This window comes from Psychrobacter sp. ANT206, assembly GCF_056880555.1.
On sequence record NZ_CP096271.1, the window covers coordinates 1,723,411 to 1,748,717 of the forward strand.

The 25,307-nt window shown below is 42.4% G+C and carries 23 protein-coding genes and 1 pseudogene; 12 read left to right on the forward strand and 12 right to left on the reverse strand.

The window, feature by feature from the left end; translation table 11 throughout:
• Nucleotides 1–89 precede the first annotated feature (89 nt).
• The 4 genes from murB (at nt 90) to M0221_RS07185 (ending at nt 3,326) form a co-directional block, all read left to right on the forward strand.
• The gene (gene murB, locus M0221_RS07170) at nt 90–1,211 is read left to right on the forward strand and encodes a UDP-N-acetylmuramate dehydrogenase (RefSeq protein WP_483283395.1); all 1,122 of its coding nucleotides are present in this window, start codon (nt 90–92) and stop codon (nt 1,209–1,211) included.
• Nucleotides 1,177–1,974: a YdcF family protein gene (locus tag M0221_RS07175; RefSeq protein ID WP_483283396.1), complete on the forward strand. Its 798-nt coding sequence runs from the start codon at nt 1,177–1,179 to the stop codon at nt 1,972–1,974. The genes murB and M0221_RS07175 overlap by 35 nt, the downstream gene beginning before the upstream one ends.
• Before the next feature lie 130 nt (nt 1,975–2,104).
• Complete coding sequence (gene ccoS, locus M0221_RS07180; RefSeq protein WP_483283397.1) at nt 2,105–2,407, forward strand: cbb3-type cytochrome oxidase assembly protein CcoS; 303 nt, start codon at nt 2,105–2,107, stop codon at nt 2,405–2,407.
• A gap of 97 nt (nt 2,408–2,504) precedes the next feature.
• Nucleotides 2,505–3,326 carry a sulfite exporter TauE/SafE family protein gene (locus M0221_RS07185; RefSeq protein WP_483283398.1) on the forward strand — a complete coding sequence of 274 codons (822 nt, stop codon included), beginning with the start codon at nt 2,505–2,507 and terminating at the stop codon, nt 3,324–3,326.
• A 152-nt stretch (nt 3,327–3,478) separates the two neighbouring features.
• Here the strand turns inward: M0221_RS07185 and M0221_RS07190 are convergent, their stop codons facing one another.
• Nucleotides 3,479–4,633, reverse strand: a complete 1,155-nt coding sequence (locus tag M0221_RS07190) for a DEAD/DEAH box helicase (RefSeq protein ID WP_011513805.1) — start codon at nt 4,631–4,633, stop codon at nt 3,479–3,481.
• 257 nt (nt 4,634–4,890) lie between these two features.
• On the reverse strand, nt 4,891–5,106 hold the full coding sequence (locus M0221_RS07195; protein ID WP_011513806.1) for a cold-shock protein: 216 nt from the start codon (nt 5,104–5,106) through the stop codon (nt 4,891–4,893).
• Between the two features lie 452 nt (nt 5,107–5,558).
• Between M0221_RS07195 and aroQ the strand changes: the two genes are divergently transcribed.
• Complete coding sequence (gene aroQ, locus M0221_RS07200; protein WP_011513807.1) at nt 5,559–6,095, forward strand: type II 3-dehydroquinate dehydratase; 537 nt, start codon at nt 5,559–5,561, stop codon at nt 6,093–6,095.
• Nucleotides 6,096–6,285: 190 nt separating this feature from the next.
• Entirely contained in the window at nt 6,286–7,587 is a 1,302-nt protein-coding gene (locus tag M0221_RS07205; RefSeq protein ID WP_483283399.1) for an ABC1 kinase family protein, read from the forward strand.
• 44 nt (nt 7,588–7,631) lie between these two features.
• Here M0221_RS07205 and M0221_RS07210 read toward each other — a convergent pair whose 3' ends face one another.
• A complete protein-coding gene (locus M0221_RS07210) occupies nt 7,632–8,462 on the reverse strand; it encodes an ion transporter (protein ID WP_011513809.1) in 831 nt (276 codons plus the stop codon).
• Between the two features lie 343 nt (nt 8,463–8,805).
• On the opposite strand from M0221_RS07210, the gene M0221_RS07215 reads away from it, so the two are divergent.
• Nucleotides 8,806–9,555, forward strand: a complete 750-nt coding sequence (locus tag M0221_RS07215) for a YebC/PmpR family DNA-binding transcriptional regulator (protein ID WP_011513810.1) — start codon at nt 8,806–8,808, stop codon at nt 9,553–9,555.
• A gap of 85 nt (nt 9,556–9,640) precedes the next feature.
• Here the strand turns inward: M0221_RS07215 and M0221_RS07220 are convergent, their stop codons facing one another.
• Nucleotides 9,641–10,213: a methylated-DNA--[protein]-cysteine S-methyltransferase gene (locus M0221_RS07220; protein WP_483283400.1), complete on the reverse strand. Its 573-nt coding sequence runs from the start codon at nt 10,211–10,213 to the stop codon at nt 9,641–9,643.
• A 66-nt stretch (nt 10,214–10,279) separates the two neighbouring features.
• Nucleotides 10,280–11,191 (reverse strand): signal recognition particle-docking protein FtsY, encoded by a 912-nt coding sequence (gene ftsY / locus M0221_RS07225; protein ID WP_223145334.1) that lies wholly within the window; start codon nt 11,189–11,191, stop codon nt 10,280–10,282.
• A 903-nt stretch (nt 11,192–12,094) separates the two neighbouring features.
• Between ftsY and M0221_RS07230 the strand changes: the two genes are divergently transcribed.
• From M0221_RS07230 to M0221_RS07240, 3 genes are all read left to right on the forward strand, one after another.
• Nucleotides 12,095–12,247: a hypothetical protein gene (locus M0221_RS07230; protein ID WP_483283401.1), complete on the forward strand. Its 153-nt coding sequence runs from the start codon at nt 12,095–12,097 to the stop codon at nt 12,245–12,247.
• 245 nt (nt 12,248–12,492) lie between these two features.
• On the forward strand, nt 12,493–13,974 hold the full coding sequence (locus M0221_RS07235; protein ID WP_483283402.1) for a M16 family metallopeptidase: 1,482 nt from the start codon (nt 12,493–12,495) through the stop codon (nt 13,972–13,974).
• An 83-nt stretch (nt 13,975–14,057) separates the two neighbouring features.
• Nucleotides 14,058–15,605 carry a M16 family metallopeptidase gene (locus M0221_RS07240; RefSeq protein WP_483283403.1) on the forward strand — a complete coding sequence of 516 codons (1,548 nt, stop codon included), beginning with the start codon at nt 14,058–14,060 and terminating at the stop codon, nt 15,603–15,605.
• Nucleotides 15,606–15,689: 84 nt separating this feature from the next.
• Here the strand turns inward: M0221_RS07240 and M0221_RS07245 are convergent, their stop codons facing one another.
• Nucleotides 15,690–16,556, reverse strand: coding sequence for a D-Ala-D-Ala carboxypeptidase family metallohydrolase (locus tag M0221_RS07245; protein WP_483283404.1), 867 nt, complete (start codon nt 16,554–16,556; stop codon nt 15,690–15,692).
• Nucleotides 16,557–16,889: 333 nt separating this feature from the next.
• Here M0221_RS07245 and rodA point away from each other — a divergent pair, with 333 nt between their 5' ends.
• Both rodA and M0221_RS07255 read left to right on the forward strand, forming a co-directional pair.
• On the forward strand, nt 16,890–18,032 hold the full coding sequence (gene rodA / locus M0221_RS07250; RefSeq protein WP_011513816.1) for a rod shape-determining protein RodA: 1,143 nt from the start codon (nt 16,890–16,892) through the stop codon (nt 18,030–18,032).
• Nucleotides 18,033–19,323: 1,291 nt separating this feature from the next.
• A pseudogene (locus tag M0221_RS07255) lies at nt 19,324–19,671 on the forward strand (septal ring lytic transglycosylase RlpA family protein); the annotation flags it as partial.
• A 156-nt stretch (nt 19,672–19,827) separates the two neighbouring features.
• On the opposite strand, the gene radA reads toward M0221_RS07255, so the two are convergent.
• From radA to M0221_RS07285, 6 genes are all read right to left on the reverse strand, one after another.
• Nucleotides 19,828–21,273 (reverse strand): DNA repair protein RadA, encoded by a 1,446-nt coding sequence (gene radA, locus M0221_RS07260; RefSeq protein WP_483283405.1) that lies wholly within the window; start codon nt 21,271–21,273, stop codon nt 19,828–19,830.
• 243 nt (nt 21,274–21,516) lie between these two features.
• Complete coding sequence (gene lptB / locus M0221_RS07265; RefSeq protein ID WP_440824616.1) at nt 21,517–22,314, reverse strand: LPS export ABC transporter ATP-binding protein; 798 nt, start codon at nt 22,312–22,314, stop codon at nt 21,517–21,519.
• 105 nt (nt 22,315–22,419) lie between these two features.
• Nucleotides 22,420–22,989 (reverse strand): lipopolysaccharide transport periplasmic protein LptA, encoded by a 570-nt coding sequence (gene lptA, locus M0221_RS07270; RefSeq protein ID WP_011513820.1) that lies wholly within the window; start codon nt 22,987–22,989, stop codon nt 22,420–22,422.
• 75 nt (nt 22,990–23,064) lie between these two features.
• Nucleotides 23,065–23,649 (reverse strand): LPS export ABC transporter periplasmic protein LptC, encoded by a 585-nt coding sequence (lptC, locus tag M0221_RS07275; protein WP_440824618.1) that lies wholly within the window; start codon nt 23,647–23,649, stop codon nt 23,065–23,067.
• Complete coding sequence (locus M0221_RS07280) at nt 23,646–24,212, reverse strand: KdsC family phosphatase (protein WP_149409482.1); 567 nt, start codon at nt 24,210–24,212, stop codon at nt 23,646–23,648. Before M0221_RS07280 ends, lptC begins: the two co-directional genes overlap by 4 nt.
• Before the next feature lie 39 nt (nt 24,213–24,251).
• Nucleotides 24,252–25,244: a KpsF/GutQ family sugar-phosphate isomerase gene (locus M0221_RS07285; RefSeq protein ID WP_149491721.1), complete on the reverse strand. Its 993-nt coding sequence runs from the start codon at nt 25,242–25,244 to the stop codon at nt 24,252–24,254.
• Nucleotides 25,245–25,307 lie beyond the last annotated feature (63 nt).

Here is a 25,307-nt window from a genome sequence, read left to right on the forward strand (position 1 = left end):
AGGCGCTATATTTTTGCTACCTTTATACCTAGCATCCTTTATAATAAATACCATATGACTTTTTGTTTACTTGCCCCATAGGCTATGTTATGACTTCAGCTTTATGCTCTAAACCCATTGCACCACATACTCTATCTGATGACTTAGCTGATTTGTCTCATAGCAATACCATGGCTTTGGCATGTATGGCTGACTCTGTAGTTACCTTAACGGATGAGGTGCAACTTGATGAGTTTATGGCATATTATGAGCAAGATACTCAGCATAGAAAGCCATTATTTGTCTTGTCCGGTGGTAGTAATGTGTTATTACCAGCCAAGCTCAATGCGATTGTCTTACGACCACAAATGCGTGGTATACAGGTGACAGCGCAAACAGACTTTCATGTCGATATCGAGGTAATGGCAGGTGAAAACTGGCACGACTTGGTGGTACATACGGTCGCTCAAGGCTGGTATGGACTCGAAAACCTTGCCCTCATACCTGGTCTGACGGGCGCCGCTCCCATACAAAATATTGGCGCTTATGGTGTTCAGCTAGAGGACTGCTTACAGTCTGTACGTGCTTACCATTTGCCAAGTCAAACGTGGCATGATTTGACCACGGTCGACTGCGAGTTTGGCTACCGTGATAGTATGTTTAAACGTCAGCCGAATACGTGGCTAATCAGCCGTGTGGGTTTTAGATTGCATACTGATGCGACAAAGGTGCTGGCAAGCTATGGCGATGTACAGACCGTCGCACAGAGCTATGCGACACAGCAAGGTCGCACCAAACCGACGCCCGCTGATGTAATGCATGCCATCATTGAGATTCGTCAGCAAAAGCTGCCTGACCCGAAGCAATTACCAAATTGCGGCAGCTTTTTTCAAAATCCTATTGTCCCTCAAGATCAATTTATCGAGCTGCAATCCTCCTATCCTACTATCGTTGGCTACCCAATGCCTGACGCAATGACTAAAGTGGCAGCCGGCTGGCTTATCGAACAAGCGGGTCTAAAGGGCGGCGGTATAGAGCCTATTTTTACTCATCAGCAGCAAGCGCTAGTATTGACCAATCACGCGCCGTATATTGCTACCAAACAAGATGTCGCCGCTGCTCAAAAATATATTATAGATACTGTCTATGAGAAATTTGCGATTCAACTGTCGCGTGAGCCAGTATGGGTAAATGCCGATGGCTCCATTGGATACGATGAGCATGTGGTCTAAGCAGTCATGGTCTAATCGCCTATGGCGACATTATTTACGTTCAGCTGAGCGTATGATCAAGCTGTTTCGTATTATCAATGCCACGTTTTTGCTGGGTGCAACGACAGTTATTTTAGTCCTCATCAGTTTATTCACGCCGCTATTTTCTCAAGCAGTAGTCTATATATTGGCTCATCTGCCATTACCAAAAATGCCACCTGTTGCTATGAGCTCGCCGCCTACCGCTTATGTGGTATTGGGTGGCGGTCTGACCAATGATAATAACAATCAAATTATCCTCAATCGCTATAGCCTTAATCGTGCCCGTGCTGCCGCTACAGCCTATCACGACCTTCCTCTGCCCATTGTACTCAGTGGTGCTGAAGCGCCTTGGCTTGGTCAATGGCTGATTGAGCATGGTATTGATGGGTTAATCAGCGAAAATGCCAGTATGAATACTTGCGAGAATGCGCGATTTACGGCAAAACGTATCCCTCTGCATCATGTCTATCTCATCACCGACAGCTACCATATGGCACGTGCTCGCAGACAATTTGCCTTAAACGGTATCAATAGCACGGCGATTAATGCCCCCTTACCCGTCATACGTGACTGGATGGAGCCAGCACAAAACTTAAGCCATTCTAGGCGGGCAGTTTATGAGGTTGCCGCCTATTTACGCGATGTGATACGACCTCAAGCAAATTGTCGCCAAGCTAAAGAAGTGACATCGCAGCAGCTGTTGACTCCAAGAGGTAAAGTTGCCAAAACTACTGACGACTAGAGTCTATACCTCAATTTTAGAAACATACCCTCATAATTATCTACCTTTTTCCCTTTATCCTTACAGGTCAACCATCTCACTGGCAACAGGTGTATAATAGTAAAAGAAACTGCGATTAAAGAGATGTGACATGCTCAGTATATTTTTACTAATTCCATTAAGTCTCATGCTGTTTGTGGTCGCGATTTGGGCAGTACGTTATGCGGTCAAATCCAATCAATTCGAGGATTTGGATAACGCCTCCCAGCGCATTATTTTAGATGATCGTCAAGAACGTCGACAAGTCATACAAGCTCAAGAAAATGTAACACCTATTCAAGAAGTAAAAGAAGTGAGCGCTACTACTTCGATTGAAAAAGAATCTAATAAGCTAAATAATGCGCATATTGTCACCCCTCCTCTCTCTGATACAGACAAGAACTCAAAAACATAGCCTTGGGCTATTTTACTAATGCGTTACCCACTTATTCTATCTGCATAAGACAGTGATAAGTCGGTACGCCTTTTACCATTTTTAGGAGTACCTTCCCATGACCACAGCTTTACTCGTTGCGGCATTACTAATGGGTTTTTTTGGTTCACCGCATTGCTTAGGTATGTGTGGCGGCTTAGTAACTGCCTTTGGTCTGTCGATGAAGGATGTCAGCCCCGCCAAGCGCCGTGCATTGGTGGCGACCTATCATTTCGGTCGCTTAACTAGCTACGCATTTTTGGGTTTGATCGCAGGACTGTTAGGTACTGCCGTATTGCAACCACTGATGCAAGGCAATAGTGCACCGCGTATTTTGCTTGGTTTGGTATTGGTGTTCGTCGGCATGACCATGCTTGGTGCACCATTTTTAAAGAGACTTGAGCGTTTTGGTATGCGATTTTGGCAATACCTAAGCCCTATTCGTCAAAAAGTATTTCCACTCAACACTTTTCCGCGAGCATTGTCTGCCGGCCTTCTATGGGGATTCTTACCTTGTGGCTTAGTCTATGGCGCCCTACTTATCGCTGTGGTCGCGCACAACCCTCTCAGCGGTGCTGCCTTGATGTTCGTCTTTGGTTTAGGAACCGTACCGATGTTAGTCGCTACTCATGAGACCGTTGGTTGGTTACGGGATAAGATTGGACGTTTTCGCTTAAGACAGCTTAATGGTGCTGTGATGGTATTATCAGGTTTGGCTGTGGTCTTCGTTCCTATCGCCATGTCCAGTATGCATGGTGATCATGGCAGCGGTCATAGCATGGGCATGGCGCATGGTGATACTATGATGATGACTGATACGGATAATACGACTCACCATGATATGAGCCAAATGGATCACAGTATGCACAATATGAATAATGACTCGGAGACGATGGAATAGCATTACTAATCAATGATAATTGCTTAATGTTATAACCAATATTACATGCATAAAAAAAGCCCTTAATGATTTATCAAGGGCTTTTTTTATCAGTCAACAATTTTAAATAGTTTGATGAATAATGTATTGGCTGAGTTCTAAATATTAAGTACTTAAGGCTGCCACTGTTCAAGCTTAAACTTCGTATCCAAATGCTTCTCTAATGCCGGTATATTAAAGGCATCATCTTCGCTGACAAAGCTAATACTAATACCGGTTTGCCCGGCGCGCCCAGTACGACCAATACGATGTACATAGTCATCTGGCTGATCTGGTAAGGTATAGTTAATCACATGGCTGACATCATCTACATGAATACCGCGCCCTGCTACATCGGTCGCGACCAAAACAGAGGCATGACCATCTTTAAAGCGCTGTAAATATTTTTCGCGTTTTTGCTGAATCACATCGCCTGATAACATGACAATTTTATGTCCCTGACGCAGCTTATGATATAGGCGCTTTACTTGGTCTTTACGATTGGCAAAAATAATGACCTTTTCTACCGTACTATCCGTGATAATACGCTCAACCGCTTCTAGCTTCTGATCTTCGGTTAAGAGATAAAAATGTTGGTCTACCAGCTCACTGGTTTTATGCTCAGGCTCAATCTCAACAAACTCTGGCTCATGTAACCAGCGATAAGCCAAACCCATCACATCTTGGTTAAAGGTAGCAGAAAACAATAAACTTTGACGGTCGGTATTAGGCGGCATGCGACCGACTAAGCGTTTGATATCGGGTATAAACCCCATATCGAGCATGCGGTCTGCTTCATCTAATACTAATACTTCTACGCGATCAAGATAAACCATACCTTTGTGCATTAAATCAATCAAACGACCAGGTGTAGCAATCAATATATCGACGTATTGACGCTCAAGCTCATGCTGCTGGGTTTCATAATTGGTGCCACCCATAATACAGACGCTATGCAAAGAAGTATATTTGGTCAAAGCGATACAGTCATCGAATATTTGCTGAGCAAGCTCACGGGTAGGTGCCATAACGACAGCACGTGGCTCACCTAAATGACGTTCTTCATCAGCAGCAAATGGACGCTTAAGTAACGCCTCCATAATGGTCAATAAAAATGTAGCCGTCTTGCCCGTACCCGTCTGCGCCTGTCCGATCGCATCTTGGTTTGCCAGCGTATGCGGCAGTATTTTTGCTTGAATCGGCGTCAATTCAGTAAAACCTAAGTCACTTACTGCACGCAAGGTCGCTGCTGAAAGTGGCAAATCCGTAAACGTCGTAAAGTTACTCAAAAAAATATCCTTTTATATAAATCGCTTGTGTATCATAAATAAATGAGAGGCTATAAGGCTTAACGATTTATATCAACCATTAGCCAACAGCCAAGCCCTATAAAACTGATAAGCATAAAAAAGCCAAGCCCCATGTCGATGCTTACCAAGTATGCTGCGTTAAAATCAACATAAGTAAGACAGGACGAGCTTGACTCAGTAGTATATCAGTAGTTTGTACAGACATTATAGCTAAACTGCACGAATGACTGTTACGATTACTCTTCTACTTTTCTGACTTCTTCAGCTTGTAGGCCTTTATCACCTTCTACCACACTGAACTCAACTTTTTCGCCGTCTTTTAGAGAGCGATAACCATCACCTTGGATCGCGCGGAAATGCACAAAAATATCTTCTCCGCTATCACGTTGAATGAAACCAAAGCCTTTTGAGTCATTAAACCACTTAACGATACCTTGCTCACGAGCTGACATAATATTACTTCCTAAAAAGTTTACTTAGTCCCAAATTCCTTTGCATCATTGCATATAAACGGGTACCAAGATGATGAAATCAAAACTTAAAAGTGACTATCTAATATAGTATTAGCGAAATATGAAAGCCTTATACTTACTTTTAGTATTTAGCATATAGTCATTTTACTGCCTCTAGTCTTTGATAGAAACTAAAACTAGAGTTAGCAACAAACATGTAATGTTTATTGTGTAAAAAATATCATAACACGGGTTTTTAGCAACACAAAGGCTTTTAATATCATTTTTATACCTTGATCTATTTTTTAGAATTATTTTTTTATAAGTCAGCTTGCAAGCTGTTAATATAAAAGGATAGAGAGCGCTATGTTCCCTAACACCTGTTATTGTAGTACGCTTATACTCACCAATAATTTATCTAGACATATTCATTGCTACTCATAGAGACCATTATGACCGCCTCATCTCAATCAGCAACGACCAGCACTGCTTCCCATAAAAAAGCCAATAAAACCCTTACTCATAAGCTATTATTGATTAATGGTGTCAATCTAAATCTACTCGGCAAACGTGAGCCTGATATTTATGGTCATATGACGCTTGCTGATATTGAGAGTGCTTTAATCAAGCGCGCCGCGGCACATGGTATTGAGCTAATTTGTAGTCAGTCGAATCACGAAGGCAAACTGGTCGATGATATTCAGTATTACGGTCTATTGGCAGAGCCAAGCGCACAGATCGATGCCATAATCATCAATCCTGCTGCTTTTACTCATACGTCTGTTGCGATACGCGATGCGCTACTTGCTACCCAAAAGCCATTTATAGAAGTACATTTATCTAACGTCCACGCCCGTGAATCGTTTCGCGAGCATTCTTATTTATGTGATGTAGCGGTTGGCGTGATTTGTGGTTTGGGACATTTGGGCTATGATATGGCATTGGATTATTGGCTGACCCATACTTATGCAATAACACTGAATAAGTAGTTTAATGGCGTTAAGGTTTTTATCTAAACAATACTGCCGAACACATGACAAAAATTACTGCGACAAGTACTACACAAACCGTTATTGCGATACTTTTAGCACAGTAGTTAAACAGCATTCATTCGATTAAAATAATAATATTAGGGGTTAGATACTAACCCACTAAATACCCCACTATATGGTGATAGGCATGGCAAAATCGTCCGGAACGCGCTTTATGAAACTTGCTGGTATGACAGCAAGTATTGCTGGAAAAGCAGCTAAAAACTCCCTAAAGCATCTCTCAAGTGACGAAGAAAAACGCCTACAAGCGCGCTCAGAATTGATGCAAGATGTCGGTATTCAAATCGCTGAAACTTTAGGTGAGATGAAAGGTGCGGTCATGAAGGTAGGTCAAATTGCCTCGCAATATAAAGATGTGTTTCCACCTGAAGTTGCAACCGCATTAGAGAAACTACAAAAAGATGCACCGGCGATGCCCTATGCGCAGATACGCACACAAGTTGAACGTGAGCTCAAAGCACCTATTCATGAATTGTTTACTGAATTCGAAGAAATACCATTTGCTGCAGCTTCCATCGGACAGGTACATCGCGCAATTTTGCCATCTGGGCAAAGGGTTGTGGTTAAGGTGCAATACCCTGATGTCGACAAAAATTGTGATAGCGACCTAAAACAAGTCCGTATGGCACTAAAAATCGCTGGCGTGCTCAATATGAGTAAGCAATTGCAAGAGCAATTATTTCACGAAATTCGCCAAAGCTTACATGATGAGCTTGATTATATTAAAGAGGCGCATAATCTGCGGGTATTTGGCGCTTTTCATGTCGAAGATACGGGTCTCATTATCCCAAAAGTGATTAGCAGTCACTCTTCTAAAAGAATCTTGACCTTGACAGAAGAGAGCGGCGAAACCTTAACAGTGGCAGCAACGTGGGATAATGATATTAAGCAGAAAATCGCAGTGCGCTTGTTTCATTTTACTGCAGGGCAGCTGTTTGGGTTATATCGAATGCACTGCGACCCTCATCCGGGCAACTTTGCGTTCCGTGCTGATGGCAGTGTGGTTGTCTATGATTTTGGCGGGATTCGTAGCTATAGCGACAGCGAAGTTCAATTATTTCGCCGATTTGCCAAGCATGCCTTAAAAGGTGATGTCACTGCCCTTGAGCAAGATTTGGTTGCTCTTGATATACGCCGTGAAGACGATAAAATCGTACCGGGCGAGTTTTATGGAAAATGGTTAGAGATTGGGCTGAAACCCTTATCTATCAAACCCTATCAAGACGGTGATTTTGATTTTGCAAGCAGTCAAACCCATCATGAAGCCATCGCCCAAATGCGCACTTCTTTGAAATACTTTGGACAGTTTCAACCATCAGCCTCTACGATGATGCTCGACCGTACTATATCAGGACAATACTGGAACCTAGTCAATCTAGGAGTGACGATAGATTTGTCGCCACTGGTACATGAATATATAGGTTTTTAGAGCGTTAAATGGCTATAAATATATAGGACAAGTTTTAGTATTGGTTATACATGCAAGGCATGTCCACAGCGGTCACAAAAATCCGCACCTACTGCGTGACCAAATTTACCACAGTTCGGACACGTGACAGGATTGAGCTGCGGGCGCATATTACGTGCAAGCTCTGAGGTGAAAATCCCTGTCGGTACAGCAATGATTGAATAACCTGTAATCATGACCATGGTTGCAATGGCTTGCCCCAATGGTGTTTTTGGTGACATGTCGCCGTAACCAACCGTCGTCATAGTAACAACTGCCCAATAGATAGATAGCGGAATACTGGTAAAGCCGTTTTCTGGTCCTTCTACGACATAGATAATCGAGCCGAAAATGGTGACCAGTAACACCAGTGACAAGAAAAATACCGTGATTTTTTGCTGACTGGTTCTAAGCGCAGACGCCAAAAACCCTGCTTGTTGCATATAGGCTTCAAGCTTAAGTACCCGAAAGATACGTAAAATACGTAAGATACGAATGACAAGTAAGTACTGTACGCCCACAAACATTAAGCTTAAGTAGCTCGGTAGTACGGACAATAAATCCACTATCCCAAAAAAACTAAACACGTAACGAAAACGATTGGGTGCTGAGAACAACCTGAGCATATACTCAATCGTAAACAAAATAGTAAAAAACCATTCTGCATACAAAAACAGCGTGCCATACTGCAAGCGCATATAGAGCACGCTATCGAGCATCACGACCGCCACACTGGCCAAAATCGCGATCAACAATACAATATCAAACAGCTTACCCAAACGAGTATCTGTACCTTCAATAATAATATGAATGCGGTTACGCAAATGAGTAACGGCTTCGGTATTCGGCTGCTTCATAAAGTCAATCAAATCATAGGATCAATGGATATCTAAAACCGGACAACTTAGGCGTATATGCGTAAGCTAAGATTGGTCAAAATACGTGAAAGTGGTTTATAATATTGAAAGTAATGTGGTTATCGGCTGCTATCCGTCACTACGATAATAATCGATAGCGGGTCAAAAGCCAGAACATAGCAGTGTAGCAAAAAAGCGCTATTAACAACATACAAATCGTTAACTTAGCGACAGATCACTTAACAGCGCAATCAGGTAATAAAACTGCTGTAGCTATAAAAAATTTTTACCAATAAATGTTTTAGCTGTACAATACATCACTCGTAATACTTAAGGACGTCATATGGCAGGCCATTCAAAATGGGCAAATATCAAACACCGTAAAGCCCGTCAGGATGCGGTAAAAGGTAAAGTATTTACCAAAATTATTCGTGAAATTGTTTCTGCTGCCAAGCAAGGTGATCCTGACCCTGATAAGAATCCGCGCCTACGTGCGGTCATTGAAAAAGCCCTGTCCGTCAATATGACAAGAGACACCATCAATCGTGCGGTAGCTCGTGGTACAGGCGGTGATGACAATGACAATATGGACGAAGTCAGCTATGAAGGTTATGGCATCGGCGGCGTCGCCGTATTAGTCGAAACCATGACTGACAATCTCAATCGGACAGTCAGTGAAGTACGCCATGCTTTTACCAAAAATGATGGTAATCTTGGTACTACTGGCTCTGTGGCTTACCTATTCAATAAACGCGGTGAAATAAGCTTTAATGACACAAGTTTAGAAGATGAAGTCATGCTAGTGGCATTAGATGCAGGCGCGCTTGATATCGAAAATGATGGCGAAAGCTTGCTGGTTATCACTGAGTGGGAAAATTTCGGTCATGTTAAAGACGCGCTTAATGCTGCTGGTTTAGTCTCTGACAATGCTGAAGTAACCATGTCGCCATCAACCAGTGCTGAAATAGACAACGTTGCAGATGCCGAAAAAGTCATGAAGATGATTGATATGTTAGAAGATATCGATGATGTGCAAGAAGTTTATAGCAACGTCAATTTTTCAGACGAAGTCATGGCACAGCTTGAGCAATAATTTTTGTGCTTTGTATTAAAAAAGCCAAACGTTTTTAGCGTTTGGCTTTTTTGTTCAGCAATATGTGACGAGCAATTACTTCAAACTAAGCTTTACACGTGACGCCTTCAAGCGCTAACAAATGCGTTTTCTTATCTAAGCCGCCTGTATAACCACCAAGTTTGCCGTCGCTTGCAATAACACGATGACACGGAACAATAATACTAAAAGGGTTTTTACTATTGGCATTCGCAACCGCACGAAAGCCTTTGGGACTATCTACATTTTGTGCCAGCGTTGCATAGCTAATCGTCTCGCCATAACCAATATCTTGTAATGCTTGCCAAACTCGCTGCTGAAACTTCGTTCCTAAGCTAATATCTAATGGCAAATCGAACGCTTGACGCTCACCGTTAAAATACTCCGTTAATTGTGCTATGGCCTCTATTAATAATGCTTGAGTAGGTTTATTTTTGCTTAGGCTGTCTTTATCTATGAATGTGAAGCTTTGATCGTCAATACCATAATGCTTTTTAAGCTTGGGAATAGATTTTGAGCTGTGCCAAGAGTCACCTGCCAGCAGCCAATTGACCTCAACCAGCTCAGGACTGCTATGCTCATTGACACTCGCAATTAATGTTAACTGATTAGATCCAAAAGCGGCTGTGGTGACTATCATGACTACTCCTTTTCAAATCGTTATATTTTCAAGACTTGAGTATTGGCTAAAATAAACTGTTGAGCGCTATTCTTTGTCATCAGTTTCAAACAACGCGGCGACAAATTGTTTTGGACTAAAGGCGCGAAGATCATCAATCGACTCACCTACGCCAATATAACGAATAGGCACATCTGTCGTTTCGGCAATATTAAAGACCACACCGCCTTTGGCAGTCCCGTCTAGTTTGGTAATCGTGATTCCGGTTAATGGTACCACTTTATTAAATAATTCCACTTGATTAATGGCATTTTGACCTGTGCCAGCATCAAGCACAATCATGCCTTCATGTGGCGCGCTTGGATCCGCCTTGCGCATCACACGTACGACTTTTTCGAGCTCCGCCATCAGGTGGGTTTTATTTTGCAAGCGCCCTGCCGTATCAGCAATTAACACATCAATATTTTTTGCTTTAGCAGATTGCATGGCATCAAAGATAACTGATGCACTATCAGAGCCATGACCTTGCGCCACAACTGGAATATGATTACGCTCACCCCAGATTTGCAGCTGTTCAGTCGCTGCTGCGCGGAAAGTGTCCCCTGCTGCTAACATCACAGACTTACCCTCGCCTTGCAAACGTTTGGCAAGTTTACCGATAGTCGTCGTTTTACCTACGCCATTCACGCCTACGACTAAAATCACAAATGGTTTTTTACTGCTATCAATAATAAGCGGCGCAACTTTCGGCGTTAAGATATCGACCAATTCAGTCTGTAATGCCTTGTATAATGAATGCGCGTAGATTAAATCACCGCGATCTGTCTGCTCAGTAAGGCTTTTGATAATACGATTGGTCGCATTGACACCGATATCAGCCACCAACAGTTGGTCTTCAACCTCTTCTAATAGCTCATCATCAATCTCTTTGCCTCCAATAAGGATACTGACCATCCCTTCGGCTAAGTTCTTACGCGACTTACTTAAACCGGTTTTCATCCGGTTAAACCAGCTGCCTTTTTTGCTGCTTTCTTGTTCCTCTTGCAACGCTTTATTTGCTTGCGACTCTACTGGAATCGTTTGCTGTGGCTCAGAAGACGCTTGATTACTACTACTATTAATGCTACTTGCACTGCTAGGCGTAACGCTTGGCAGATCCCCTAATTGTGCTTGTAAGGGCATAGTAGGGATTTTTGATCCAGAGACAGCTGGTGTTGTCTTCTCTGTTTCATTGGTATTTGCAAAGCTCTCTGAGGTATTGTCTGTATGACTCTCCTTTTGCGTCATAAGGATAGGCGCGCCTAGAGCAATGCTCTCGGCTGCATCGGTGCTTGATACTTGCTTATTGACTGTAGGCGTTACTGGCTCATCACTATTACTTACCTCATTTCTTTCAGGCGCATCGATAATAGGGACAGATTGCACTGACAGACTGGGTAAGGTAATATCATCGTCATCTAATTCATCAAGTCCGCTGTCAAGATTAATGACCACACGATTGCTATTATTGGGGTTATTCATAAGTTTGCCCTAAAGTTCATCAGTATCAGTAATGTGTTTATGGTAAAACCGGATCTGTATATCGTTGTATTGTCCGTTTTCTATGATTCAATGCAGAGATTATTTTTAGTCTAGTTTAGCATAATTCAAGTTGAGCTCAGCCTTTCGCATCCTAGATTGCTTATAAATGGCAAAAATCATCCAGTGATGCAAGAGCGACATTAAACCTCTCACATAAAAAAGATGATAAATAAGATCACTCATTGAGCAAGTTTCGCTTAAGGTTTGGACACATAAATCTGACCTTTGCGATGGCAAACTTCGCCTACTCTTAGCAAAGCTAATTAAATACCTATTTATAGCCTTTATCTCCATGCTTCTTACTTATATTAGGAATGTCTTATGTTGTCTTTATCCAATCATTATAAAAATATCACCCATATCACTGCTACTTTATTACTGGCGACGATGGCACTATCAGCGACAGGTTGTAACACGACTCAAGAATTCAAGCCGACTGCCAGTGTCATGGTTGGTGCGCACAAATCTTTATGATGGTATAAGTATCAGTACCATGATGAAAATAGATATGTAGTCAATTCAATTTAAAAAGAACACAGTACTGCTGGGATAAATTTTGCGAAGCCTTTGGAGTGCTAAGTGCACAGCAAGCGAGAGAAATTTATCCCAGCATAATGCTATTCTGAACGTAACTCTTTTACATTGAACTTACTATACACTCTCATCCATTTACAAGCTGCCCGTTTAAAAGTCTCCCTTTTATATAAGTAGAACATACCATGTCTGTCCCTTTATCTCGAACCACACTCTCTTTACGTCTTGCATCTGCCTTAGCCATGGCGACCACACTTGCCGCTTGTCAAACCAGTACCATTAACGCCAATTCCGTGACTGCGGTCAAGAATCCAGTGCCTGAAAACATAGTTACCAAGGACGCTCAGCCATCATCAGCGCTGACTATGGATATGTCTGGTCGCCATGAATATCAGTTGGAAAATGGTCTAAAAATAATCGTCAAAGAAGACCACCGTGCGCCTGTGGTGATGACACAGATTTGGTATCGGGTAGGCTCAGCAGATGAGCCACTCGATAAAGGTGGTATCTCGCATGTGCTTGAGCATATGATGTTTAAAGGCACTAGTAACGTTTCAAGCGCTGATTATGAACGCTTAATTGCTAAGTTTGGCGGCGTCAATAATGCCTTTACTAGCTATGATTATACGGGTTATTACGAGCTGTTCCCTGCTAACCGTTTTCCTTTAGCACTTGAGCTTGAAGCAGATCGGATGAAAAACTTGGTATTTAACGAAAAAGAGTTTGCTAAAGAACATCAAGTTGTCATGGAAGAGCGCCGTCAACGTACTGATGATAATCCACTTGCCAAGGCTTATGAGTCATTTCGTTTGCTGGCCTTGCCAAATAGCCCCAAAGGCGAGTCAGTCATCGGACCTATGAATGAGCTTGAATCGATTACGCTCTCAGACTTAAAAGACTGGTATAAAATATGGTATGCACCAAATAATGCCACCTTGGTTATTGTTGGCGACGTTGAGCCCACTGAAGTCTTAACCCAAGTAAAGCGCTACTTTGGTGAGCTAAAACCGAGTAAGCTGCCAAAACGTTCTGCCGTTAATCAAAAAGGTTTTCGTGGTTATCAGCAAGTAGAATCCGAGCAAGCAGTACAAGTGCCTGTATTGCTTATGGGTTATAACGTGCCAAGCCTTGTGACAACAGATGCAAGCAATGAAAAACAAGCCTATGCACTATCGCTTGCGCAAGACGTATTGGATGGCGGTTTGTCAGCGCGCCTTGAGAGTCGATTGGTACGCGAGCAAGGGCTCCTGACCACAGTGGGTACGTCTTATGATCTATTAGATCGAGGCGACGGGCTATTTTTGATACAAGCGACTCCGCGTGAAGGCGTCAGCTTAGCGCAAGCGCAGCAATCTATCCTCTCTGAAATAGAAAAGCTTAAAACCGATCCAATTGCCACCGATGAAATTGAGCGCGCCAAAACCAATACGGTCACTGGTCTGGTATACGCGCAAGACAGCATGGAAGGTCAAGCGCGTATAATTGGCTCACTACAATCTATCGGTCTCGATGATAGGTTACTTGCTCAGCTACCCACCAAAATGGATACCGTAACGGTTGCAGACATACAAGCAGCTAGTAAAAAGTATTTGGTCAAAGACAATTTGACGGTCATGCATATTATCCCACCTAAAGAGCCAGTCAAAAAGGTCGTTAAGAAAAAATAAGGGTACTGTAATATTGGATAATGTTATCAAATATCATGACTCAAAATACCAATGACTAAAACACTATTAATAAGAAGAAAGATATGACTCAAAATCCTACTCTCCATGCTAAAAAGAATACTGTTCTGGTGTCATCAATAAAGCCAACATTTAAGCGACTACCCTATTTGAGCATGGGGTTATTTTTGGGGCTGACTACTTTGACCATGACCGCGCAGGCTGATGGCATTACTGGTGAGGATTATCGTACTCAGGCATCTGCAGTCGATATTAATGCACCTATTGCTGCGTTGTCTAAGCTGACTAGCCTCGATAATGCCAAGCCTTTAAAAGTTACCGTTCCAAAGATTCAACAGTTTAAGACCAAAGCGGGTGTGCCAGTACTTTTTGTACCGACGACGGCATTACCCATTGTCGACATCGATTTACGTTTTAATGCTGGTAGCGCGCGCGATGGCAGTATCAGTAGCACAGGTTTTGGTATCGCCAATATGACAGCGACTATGCTCGAACAAGGCTCCAAACGTTTAGATGAAAATGAATTTACTCGCGCGGTTGAAACCTTAGGTATCAATCTAGGCAGCAGTGCCTATAAAGATATGTTTACGGTCTCATTACGCAGTTTATCTGACGATAAACATCTATTACCTGCCATCGATTTGATGACCCAAATGCTCACCGAACCAAGTTTTAATGAGCAAATTCTAGCTCGTAATAAAGCCCGTTTATTGGTCGGCTTGCAGCAGCAAAAACAAGACCCAAACAGCCTTGCCAGCCTTGCTTTTGATAAAGCACTCTATGGCGGCCATCCTTATGCTCATCCTTCTGTTGGCACCCTTGAAACAGTACCTAATATCACAAAACAACAGCTGATAGACTTTAAAAATCGCTATCTGGTTGCCGCCAACGCTAGCCTTTCTATGACAGGTAATCTCACTTTAACGCAAGCCAAAAAACTGGCAGAAAACATCACGGCGGGTTTACCTACTGGTCAAGCAGCGCCTATTCTGCCTGAACCAAAACCATTGACGAAGTCTCAGCATATTCATATTCCCTTTCCTAGCACTCAAACGACAGTACTGATGGGGCAACTTGGTGATAAGCGTGCAACGGATCCGCAAGCGCAGCAAAAGCAAACCAGTTTTGCCGTTGGCAACGAGGTGCTCGCAGGGGGCGATTTTAATGCACGACTGATGACGGAAATCAGACAAAACCTTGGCTATACTTATGGTATTTCAGGCTCGATGAGTCCGATGCTGACACGCGGACCATATCAGATAGGTTTTTCGACGCGCAATGACAAGGCTCGTGCTGCGATTGATGCTAGCTTAGACGTTATTAATGACACGTTAAAAAATGGTATTACTAGTACTGAGATGAAGCTGACCACGGATAATTTAAAAAACAGCTTCCCAATGGGTTTTGCCAGTAACGCTGGTATTAATGGTTTGCTTGGTATGATGAATTTTTATCAGCTACCAACAAGCTATCTTAGCAACTATGTCAATCGTATCGAACAAGTCAAATTAGCAGAGGTGAATCAGACCCTGCGTGATACCTTAAAGCCTAATGACTTCTTAATTGTGACCGTTGGTGAGGTCAATCCTTGGGATAAGAAGGCGGCTAAATAGTTAATTTATCTTTCATAGTGCTATAAAAAATCTCAGCCCATTATATATATACGGGCTGAGCTTTTTTCTATCTTAGAATTATCGTCAGTAGCGGCAGGCAGAGCTGCTACTGGCATGATTAAAGCCCCATTTACGATAACCATCGGTATCTAAATGTATAGCACCCGTAGAATATAATCCTAGACCAAAATTGTGCGACTGACCCTGATATTGCCAAAACTCACATAAGCTGTCTTGCATTCGGCTCAGCTGCCATGGACTACTTTCATAATCTGGCACCCAAATATCAATCGCGCCAGCTGTCATATGCTTACTACTACTCGCGCCGCCTGCGCAGTCATTTAATCCGGGACTACGATATACCGAGCGTATCTCACTGTTTGCTGGCAGAATCCCTTGGCTTTTCAGCTGACTATATAGCTGCAATGTCGGTACAATGTTTGACCACAGCTCCTGAGGAGGCAGCTGATACGGCTCATAGCCACATTTGTCCCAACTGCGAGCGGTGGTCAGTAGCTGTGACAAAGGCGGTACGTTTCGAGCGCCGACACGCGCGCTTAAATAGCGCTGATAGTTTGCTACTTGGCTTGCGCGATAACTATTACTGTTGAGCCAAGTATTAAAATCCATGCTGATAAAATCATTGTAATTGCTATTACCTGTGCTATAGGTGGTGTTATAACGCGGCGTACTTCTATTGGTAATGACACGTTTGTTCTCTTCTATTGATAAGCTGGCATCAAATTCAAACTCACGCTGCTTTTGCTGAATAAGTCCTTGCATACTATCGCCACTTGATCCGCTTAAAATAGTCACCCCTGCATTATAAGGCGCTCTTTGTGCAGATGGCGTGATATAGGTATTAGCATTGCTGTTGTTCACACTGCTACCCTGACGTACTTGGATACGGCGCTCACTATTATCACTAATAATAGCGGCATGGGCACTCATAATGCTGGCACAAATACAGAGTGCAATAATAGGCTTGTGGATTTGCCTATAAACTTGTTTTGTTATTTCGATCATTGCAACAAACACCGCTAAAAACGTTTTATCGATACTATCAAATTTTAAGCAAGCAAGCTAAACTATCGTCACCAATTGGCAGCGACTTATTCGTTATTAACACTTATCCTCATTATTTTTATATTAACGTTACTTTATTACCGACAAGTTACTTTTTTTATCATCTAATCGGTTAAATGCCCTATAATTATCGATTTTCTTAAGTCTTCTGCTAAATATAGCCCTTCTTCCACGCCAACTGCCAGTCACACTTTGCCTATGTCTTCTAACCCGCAATATCGTTTTTCCCGACAGAGCCACCATTTCGGTCAAGGTCAGACACCGACCTTTTGGCAACGTAGTCATATTGACCCTTGGTTGACCCTTTTATTATTGACCGTTTGTTGTATTGGGCTAACGATTTTATATAGTGCAGCCGCTCAAGATACGAGTATGGTGCTACGACAAATGGTCAGCTATGGTGTCGCTTTTACCGTTATGTTTATCATGGCGCAGATACCACCGAGCCTTTATCGTACCTTTACGCCCATCTTTTATGTATTAGGTCTGATACTACTGGTGTTGGTTGATATTATCGGTGAAGTACGCATGGGGGCGCAGCGCTGGATTAATCTACCAGGATTTGGTAGTGTGCAGCCCTCAGAGTTTATGAAGCTTGGCATGCCTATGATGTGTGCGTGGTTTTTGTCTAAGCGTGATCTGCCCCCTTCACTACCCAGTATCGGCATTACCTTGGCGTTAATTGTGGTGCCAGTCTTATTAATCGCTAAAGAGCCAGATCTTGGCACTTCATTATTAGTCGCTGCTAGCGGTATCTTTGTGCTGTTTTTGGCAGGGCTATCGTGGCAACTGATAGCTGGTGCGGTTGCTTTGTCGATCCCGCTTGTTGCCTTTGCTTGGAATTTTTTGTTACACGACTATCAGCGTACCCGTGTACTCACACTATTCAATCCTGAGGCAGATGTGCAAGGTGCTGGCTGGAATATCATTCAGTCCAAAACTGCTATCGGCTCCGGCGGCCTAACGGGTAAAGGCTATTTAGAGGGTACGCAGTCGCATTTGCATTTCTTACCAGAAGGTCATACCGACTTTATTATCGCGGCTTTCTCTGAAGAGTTTGGCTTGCTTGGCGTCATACTATTGATGTTTATTTATGCATGCTTATTGACCCGCGCCTTATATATCGCCTTTTCTCATCCTGATACTTATAGCCGACTATTAGCAGGCGCGATTGCGATGTCATTTTTTGTGTATGTCTTTGTCAATGTTGGTATGGTCGGCGGTATTTTACCTGTCGTTGGCGTACCTCTGCCTTTTATCAGTTATGGTGGTACTGCCATTGTTACTTTAATGGCAGGTTTTGGTTTACTGATGTCCATTCATACGCACAAGTCAGACTAAGTATCTCTGTTTTTATATCTAAAGAGACAATATTTTAATAATACGGTCTCTTTTTTTATACCCCCTATAAGCTATATCAAGGTGCAATGGATTTTTCAGAAATTAAGTATTCAATAGCTTATGTCAGTATCTAAAATAGTAAAAATGGCGATGATACATAGATGGCTGAATACATAAAGAAAACATAACATAGCATGTTTCAAAATTGAATCGATTAACAAATAACCGTACAAATTTGACTTAAAATCTAATTACTAAGTAACTATACGTAAAGATAGAATGTGCAAAAATCTTAGTAAATAAGTTCATTTTTGCCCATCTTATTTGTAATCAATTATGCATGAACTGTGATAAAAACTATAATTTTATTACTCCCTATAAATATATAAGATTATGATTTAATTACTAATATTTTCAAATACCATTCTTGCAAATTATACCTAATATTCAGTATTTAGGATTGAATACCAGTCTGTTTTATTCCTTGTCTTTTACAATTATTTGCGTTAATCTCGTCTTAGTGTCATTTATACATAACCCGTACAGACCTACTAAGAAAGTTAGCATTTAATTATATTGTCGTTGTAGCTCATCCGTATAGTTAGCAACTTGTAGATTTTAGACTTTCAAAGTCACTACTTAATTAACGGTTTAATAACAAACTCATACGTAAAACTCTCGAAACCCTTTATTAACTTAGCAATGTTAAAAAGGCTGTTTATCGAATATTAGTATCTGATTTTAGTTGTTGATGAATATTTTAATTAAGATTGTTAACTATCATTTGAGCGTGTCATAAGTGGATTATTTACAATCATCAATCCAGTTATGATCATGAATTAAAAATTACCATACGTTAGAACTTATAAAAGCCGAATGATAAAATCAGTCATTATAAAGAAGATAGATTGATATCGGTTTTGGAGTTTGCGGTATTGTTAGATTGGTCTAACACTATCTCGCTCAATCTAAGATGTTTTTAGAGTTAGGTTCTAAGGTATAAGTCATAGAGGTATTTATGAATAAGCGTTTATCTGGTTTACTTACAATGTCAGCGGTACTATTTGCTGGCTCTGCAATCGCTTCTAATGCAAATGCTGTAGAATCAAGAACCTCCCTTGCTATGATCTCGCAAGATAACGCCTCCCATATCGACCGCGTACTTGGTGAACTTAGTCGTCAACATGATGGCGCATCAAGCTTAGTCAAGTCTGCACGCCAACCTGCTTCATTAGCGCTTAGCAGCTCACTGTTAGCCAGTGATACCGCCCAAGTCAGTAATGATGAAGATGTGTTAGAGCGCTTAACAGCTGTTGCCTCTAACTCTGTCAGTAAATTCAAGCAAACCGGTTTAGCTTCTTGGTATGGTCGCCAGTTTCATGGTCGCAAAACCGCCAGTGGTGAAACTTTTGATATGAATGGTTTAACGGCTGCACATCGCTCATTGCCATTAAACTGCTATGTTAGAGTGACTAACAAAACCAATGGTAAAAGCGTCATCGTTAAAGTAAATGATCGTGGTCCGTTCCATGGTAATCGTGTGATGGATTTATCTTATGGTGCTGCCAAAAAACTTGGTATTACTGCTAAAGGTGTCGGCAACGTCGCTATTGAACGTGTTTCAGGACCTTCTTCTTAAACCATTAACGTTTTAGACCATTCGCGGTTTAAGCCTTTAACGGTTTTGTACAAATATTTTTAGATTTAACTAAAAGCGCCTAACTAATTGATAGTTAGGCGCTTTTTCGTGTCTTAAATTTATAAGGTTTATAGTTATAAATGTTAGATCAACAAACTATAACTCGAATGCACTCGCAATCGCATCATCAAGACGTTCGACTGCAATGACATTAATGCCTTTAAACTGCGGCGCATCTTTGGCAGGCGCATTGGCTTTAGGAATAATGGCATGCTTAAAACCATGCTTCATGGCTTCCTTTAAACGCTCTTGTCCATTGGGTACAGGACGAATTTCTCCTGATAACCCCACTTCACCAAAGACCGCCAACGACGATGGCAAGGCTTTTTCTCTAATGCTAGATGCACAGGCTAATAATACTGCCAAGTCCGACCCAGTTTCTATCACTTTAACACCGCCCACGACGTTGACATACACATCTTGCCCGCTAGTATGGATACCGCCATGGCGATGCATCACTGCTAACAGCATAGACAAGCGCTGAAAGTCTAATCCTAATGCCATACGTCTTGGTGATCCTTGAGAGTCATCAACCAAGGCTTGTACCTCTACCAATAGCGGTCTTGTGCCTTCTCGGCTGACCATAACCACAGAACCCGCCACGGGCTTGTCATAGCGACTCAAAAATATCGCTGATGGATTGGCAACCTCTTTTAGTCCCATATCCGTCATGCCAAAAATACCTAGCTCATTGACCGCGCCAAAACGGTTTTTAACGGCACGAATCATACGAAAACGCGAATCAGACTGACCCTCAAAGTACAATACCGTATCGACCATATGCTCAAGAACGCGTGGACCAGCAAGTGTTCCTTCTTTGGTGACATGTCCCACTAGAAACAGCGCCGTACCCGTTTGCTTAGCATAACGTGTCAAAATCGCCGCTGACTCTCGAATTTGACTGACCCCGCCTGGTGCAGAGTTAATCGCTTCAGTATAAATAGTTTGAATAGAATCAATAATAGCAATCGCTGGCTGCTCTTGAGTCAAGGCGGCACAAATAGTCTCGACATTGGTTTCAGCAAGCACACGAAGTCTGTCCGCAGGTAAATCCAAGCGCTTTGCCCGCATAGCAACCTGTGCCAATGATTCCTCACCAGTCACATACAGAGCGCTACCTGCCAGTGAATCCGCTTTTGCCATATTGGTCGCAGTTTGCAATAGAATGGTCGATTTTCCAATACCGGGGTCTCCGCCAATCAGTACCACAGAACCTGCAACCAATCCACCGCCCAACACACGATCAAACTCACTAATACCCGTCGGCAACCTAGTATCTAAACCTACGCTCACCGCATTGAGCGGCATCACAGCACTATGCGTTCCTGCATAATTGCCCGCCGGTGTACCAGCACCACTTGCATTACGAGGTATGGCGCGACCAGCATTGGGCTTTGCTACGTTTTTATTATGATGTGGCATACTGACGTTAGGCGCTTCAGTCAAGGTATTCCATTCGCCGCAATCACTGCATTGCCCTGCCCACTTGCCAAAATGAGCACCGCAAGCTTGACAGACATAACTGGTTTTATTTTTTGCCATAATATAGAAGCCTTATGCAGGTGTTCAAGTTTAAAAGAGAGAGTATATGAAAGGGAATGACGCTTATAAGCATATTTTTGAAGATAAGAACTAAAGTATAAATATTAAGATAAACAAGCAGTTGCTGTAAGAAGCAATGTTTTATAGAAGGATTTTTGCGAACGGCACAATATAGAGATGGCTGACTAAGAATGCAAAGTAACAAATCTTATGTCAGCATAATTCAGTAATCAATCAATTAGTCTATACCTGAAAATCTTTACCAAGATACACAGATTTCACCAGCTCATTTTCCAGAACTTCTTCTGAGGTACCCTCAGCAATGATAGCACCTTCTGATACGATATAGGCTTTTTCACAAATCGCTAAAGTCTCACGAACATTGTGATCAGTGATTAACACACCGATACCACGTCGTTTGAGCGCTAAAATGACATCTTTGATATCGCCAACAGAGATAGGATCTACACCGGCAAAAGGCTCGTCTAATAAGATAAACTTGGGGTCAGCTGCTAGAGCGCGAGCAATCTCACAACGACGACGCTCACCGCCTGATACGCTCATACCTAGAGACTTTCGTACATGTTCTAAGTGAAAATCACCAATGAGCTTTTCAAGCTCTTGACGCTGCTGGTTACCATTCAAATCTTTACGAGTTTGTAAAATGGCTAAAATATTGTCTTCAATGGATAGCTTACGAAAAATAGAGGCTTCTTGCGGTAAATAACCAATACCGGCACGCGCACGCTCATGCATAGCATATTTAGATAAGTCCATATTTCCCAAGGTGACACGACCTTTATCCATATTGACCAGTCCGACTACCATATAAAAGCTGGTCGTTTTACCTGCTCCATTTGGACCTAACAATCCAACAACTTGCCCTTGCTCAACAGAGAATGAAACATCTTTGACGACCCATCGTTTACCATAGCGCTTACCCAAGTTTTGCATCGACAAACGAGCGACCGGCTCAACAGTCTCATTCGCTGTTATGGTTTGGTTTTCTACTAAACTGGCATTATTTTTATTATCATTCATAACTTACTCATAAGGTGGTCGCATTTAAATGGATAGCAACCACTGAAATGTTTAGTCTTTTGTTTATATTTATCGCAGGTGTTATGACTTAAGTCGTCATATAGCCTAACGTATACCACTCTGGCTGGTACTATTGTTAGGCGGGAATACCAATTCGACGCGCTGATTGCCGCCAGCAGTCGCTTCCACATCACCAGCTTTTAGGCTATAACGAATGACATTACCTGCGAAGCTTGCACCATTTTGTACCAATTTTGCATTGCCCGTTAGCGTCACGATACCCGTCACAGCATTATAGTCAATCTTATTTGCCTGACCTTTTGCCAGACCTTTTTCTTGCGTCACAACTTGCTGCATCGTCGCTGGACGCCCTGTTGCTACTGCAGAATTGATACTTCGACCTTGTGATAAATTGACCGTGATATTATCAGCGGTCATCTTAAACGTACCTTGAGTAATAACTACTGTACCAGAATAACTTGTAATACCGCTACGCTCACTATAAGTGGCTTTGTCTGCCAATAATTTAATAGGCTGATTGGCATCTGATGGCAAAGCATGGCTGTATAGTGGCAGCGCCAACAGCATAACCACTGGCAGTGCACGCAATCTATGCGACACTTGAATAGAGCGTGTCGATAGCAAGCGTAAAGTAGGCAAAGAATTAGATTTCATGAAAATTACTCGTTTTATAATGGGTAGTAGAGTTTGCAAACTTCCTGCTAGATGCTTCACTGAATAATATGCTAATTAAAACAGGGCTTTGTCTTGACGATCAGCGGGCGTAAAAGAGACAGCCACTTGACCAAATTCATAGTCGCCCGTTTCAAGATTGGCTTTCATACTCGATGCCTCAAAACGGTTCATACCTTGTTCAACCTTAACTGGCTCATTACTATACACTTGACCTGACTTGGTATTGCCTTTCAATGTGGCACCAGTGACCTTAATAGGTTCAACTTCAGGCTTAGCTGTTTTACCTTCACTGATTAAAGAGAAACCGCCCGATAAGCTCAGCTCGCCCGTCTGCTGACTGATAGCCGCTGTACCCGCTTCAATACGATAACGCTGCTCATCTGACGGTTCCCAGTTCATGGTAATGCCTTTCATCTCATCTTTATTGGTCACCGGATTGTGCGTCAATGACTCAGCACTCAGCTCATATTCGGTCTCGCCTTGCTCATTGGTTTGTACCGCTTTAATATCTGTTGCTTCATAATCGACATCAGAGGTTTCAATATTGACTGGCGGCGTAATGTCCCCTTGCTGCTTAAAAAACCAACCAGCAAGACCAGCGATGATCAAGGTAATGACTATTAAAACACGAGTATTCACGATAAGTCATCCTGATTTTTTACTTCATCAAGCGTATAGTGCGCGATAAAGTCTTGGTAATGTCCATGACCCTTTAAAATGAGATCACATACTTCACGTACGGCGCCTGTACCGCCGGCTCGCGTGGTTACCATATCACTGCGATTGATAACCTCTGCTTGGGCATTTGGCACAGTAGCAGCAAATCCTACTGTTTGCATGGCTTTGATATCTGGCAAATCATCACCCATATAAGCGCAATCAGCAGCCGTGATATTAAGTGCCGGATCAAGGCTTGCAAGCAGCTCGTTTAATGCTACTAACTTATCATCACGTCCTTGGACAATATAATCTACACCAATTTCAGTGGCGCGTTTATCGACCATAGAACTGCTACGACCGGTAATAATCGCAGTCAAAATACCATAACGGGCTAATGACTTGATGCCTACACCATCATAGACAGAAAACGCTTTGGTCTCAACACCATTGGCATCATAGATAATTTGACCATTTGATAAAATACCATCAACGTCCATGACCAATAACTTCACTTGTCCGGCTTTCTTGATTAAGTCTTGCATCAGTCATCTCTTTTATTAATAGCTATTCTAATATAACGTTTATTTTACACCAGCTTGTAGTAAATCATGTACCGTAATAATTGCTTCTAGGCGCTGGTCATCATCGATAATAAGCAATTGACTGATAGCATTCTCATTCATCACGCTAAGCGCATCTGATGCTCGCATGGATTTACTGATACGACGAGGGCTACTCACCATCAGCTCACGCATCGGGGTCTGCAAATCAATGCCTTTTTCCAATCCTCGCCTTAAATCACCATCGGTAAATATACCGACTACTTTTTTCTCATCATCTGTGACCACCGTCATGCCCAATCGCCCAGCTGACATGATAAATAATGCTTCTTGTAACGGTGCTTGCTGATTGATGAGTGGCAAGTCCTCTGTTTTAGTATGCATCAAATCTTCTACGCGGGTCAGTAATTGACGACCCAATGCACCTGCAGGATGCGATAACGCAAAATCTTCTGAGGTAAAATTGCGGGCATGCACTAAGGCAACTGCCAATGCGTCACCGAGTGCTAGAGTTGCTGTGGTACTTGAGGTAGGAGCAAGATTGAGCGGGCAAGCTTCTTGCGACTTACCAAGAGTCAAGATAATATCCGCAGCATGTGGCAGCATACCTCGTTTATCTCGACTGATACTAATCAGCGGAATATTTAAGTGCTTGACCACAGGCAAGAGCATTTTGATCTCATCTGACTCGCCAGAGTTAGAGATGGCAAGCAACACATCCCCTTTGACCAACATTCCGAGGTCACCATGCCCTGCTTCACCAGGATGCATAAAGAACGATGGCGTACCAGTGGACGCAAATGTCGCCGCTATCTTACGACCAATCAATCCCGACTTACCCATCCCTGTCACAACCACACGACCTTGACATGCCAAAATGATGTCACAAGCCTGAGCGAATCTATCATCTATTTGCTCGGTCAGTAATGCTAGTGCCGCCTTTTCAGTATTGATGGCATCAATAGCGGTACTAATAAATTGCTCATGGGTTAGATTGCGTTCAGGACTATTCATACAGTGGCTCTATATTTTATTAATTTTTTGTTTTCAATGACTCTATATTTTTGGCTATATTCT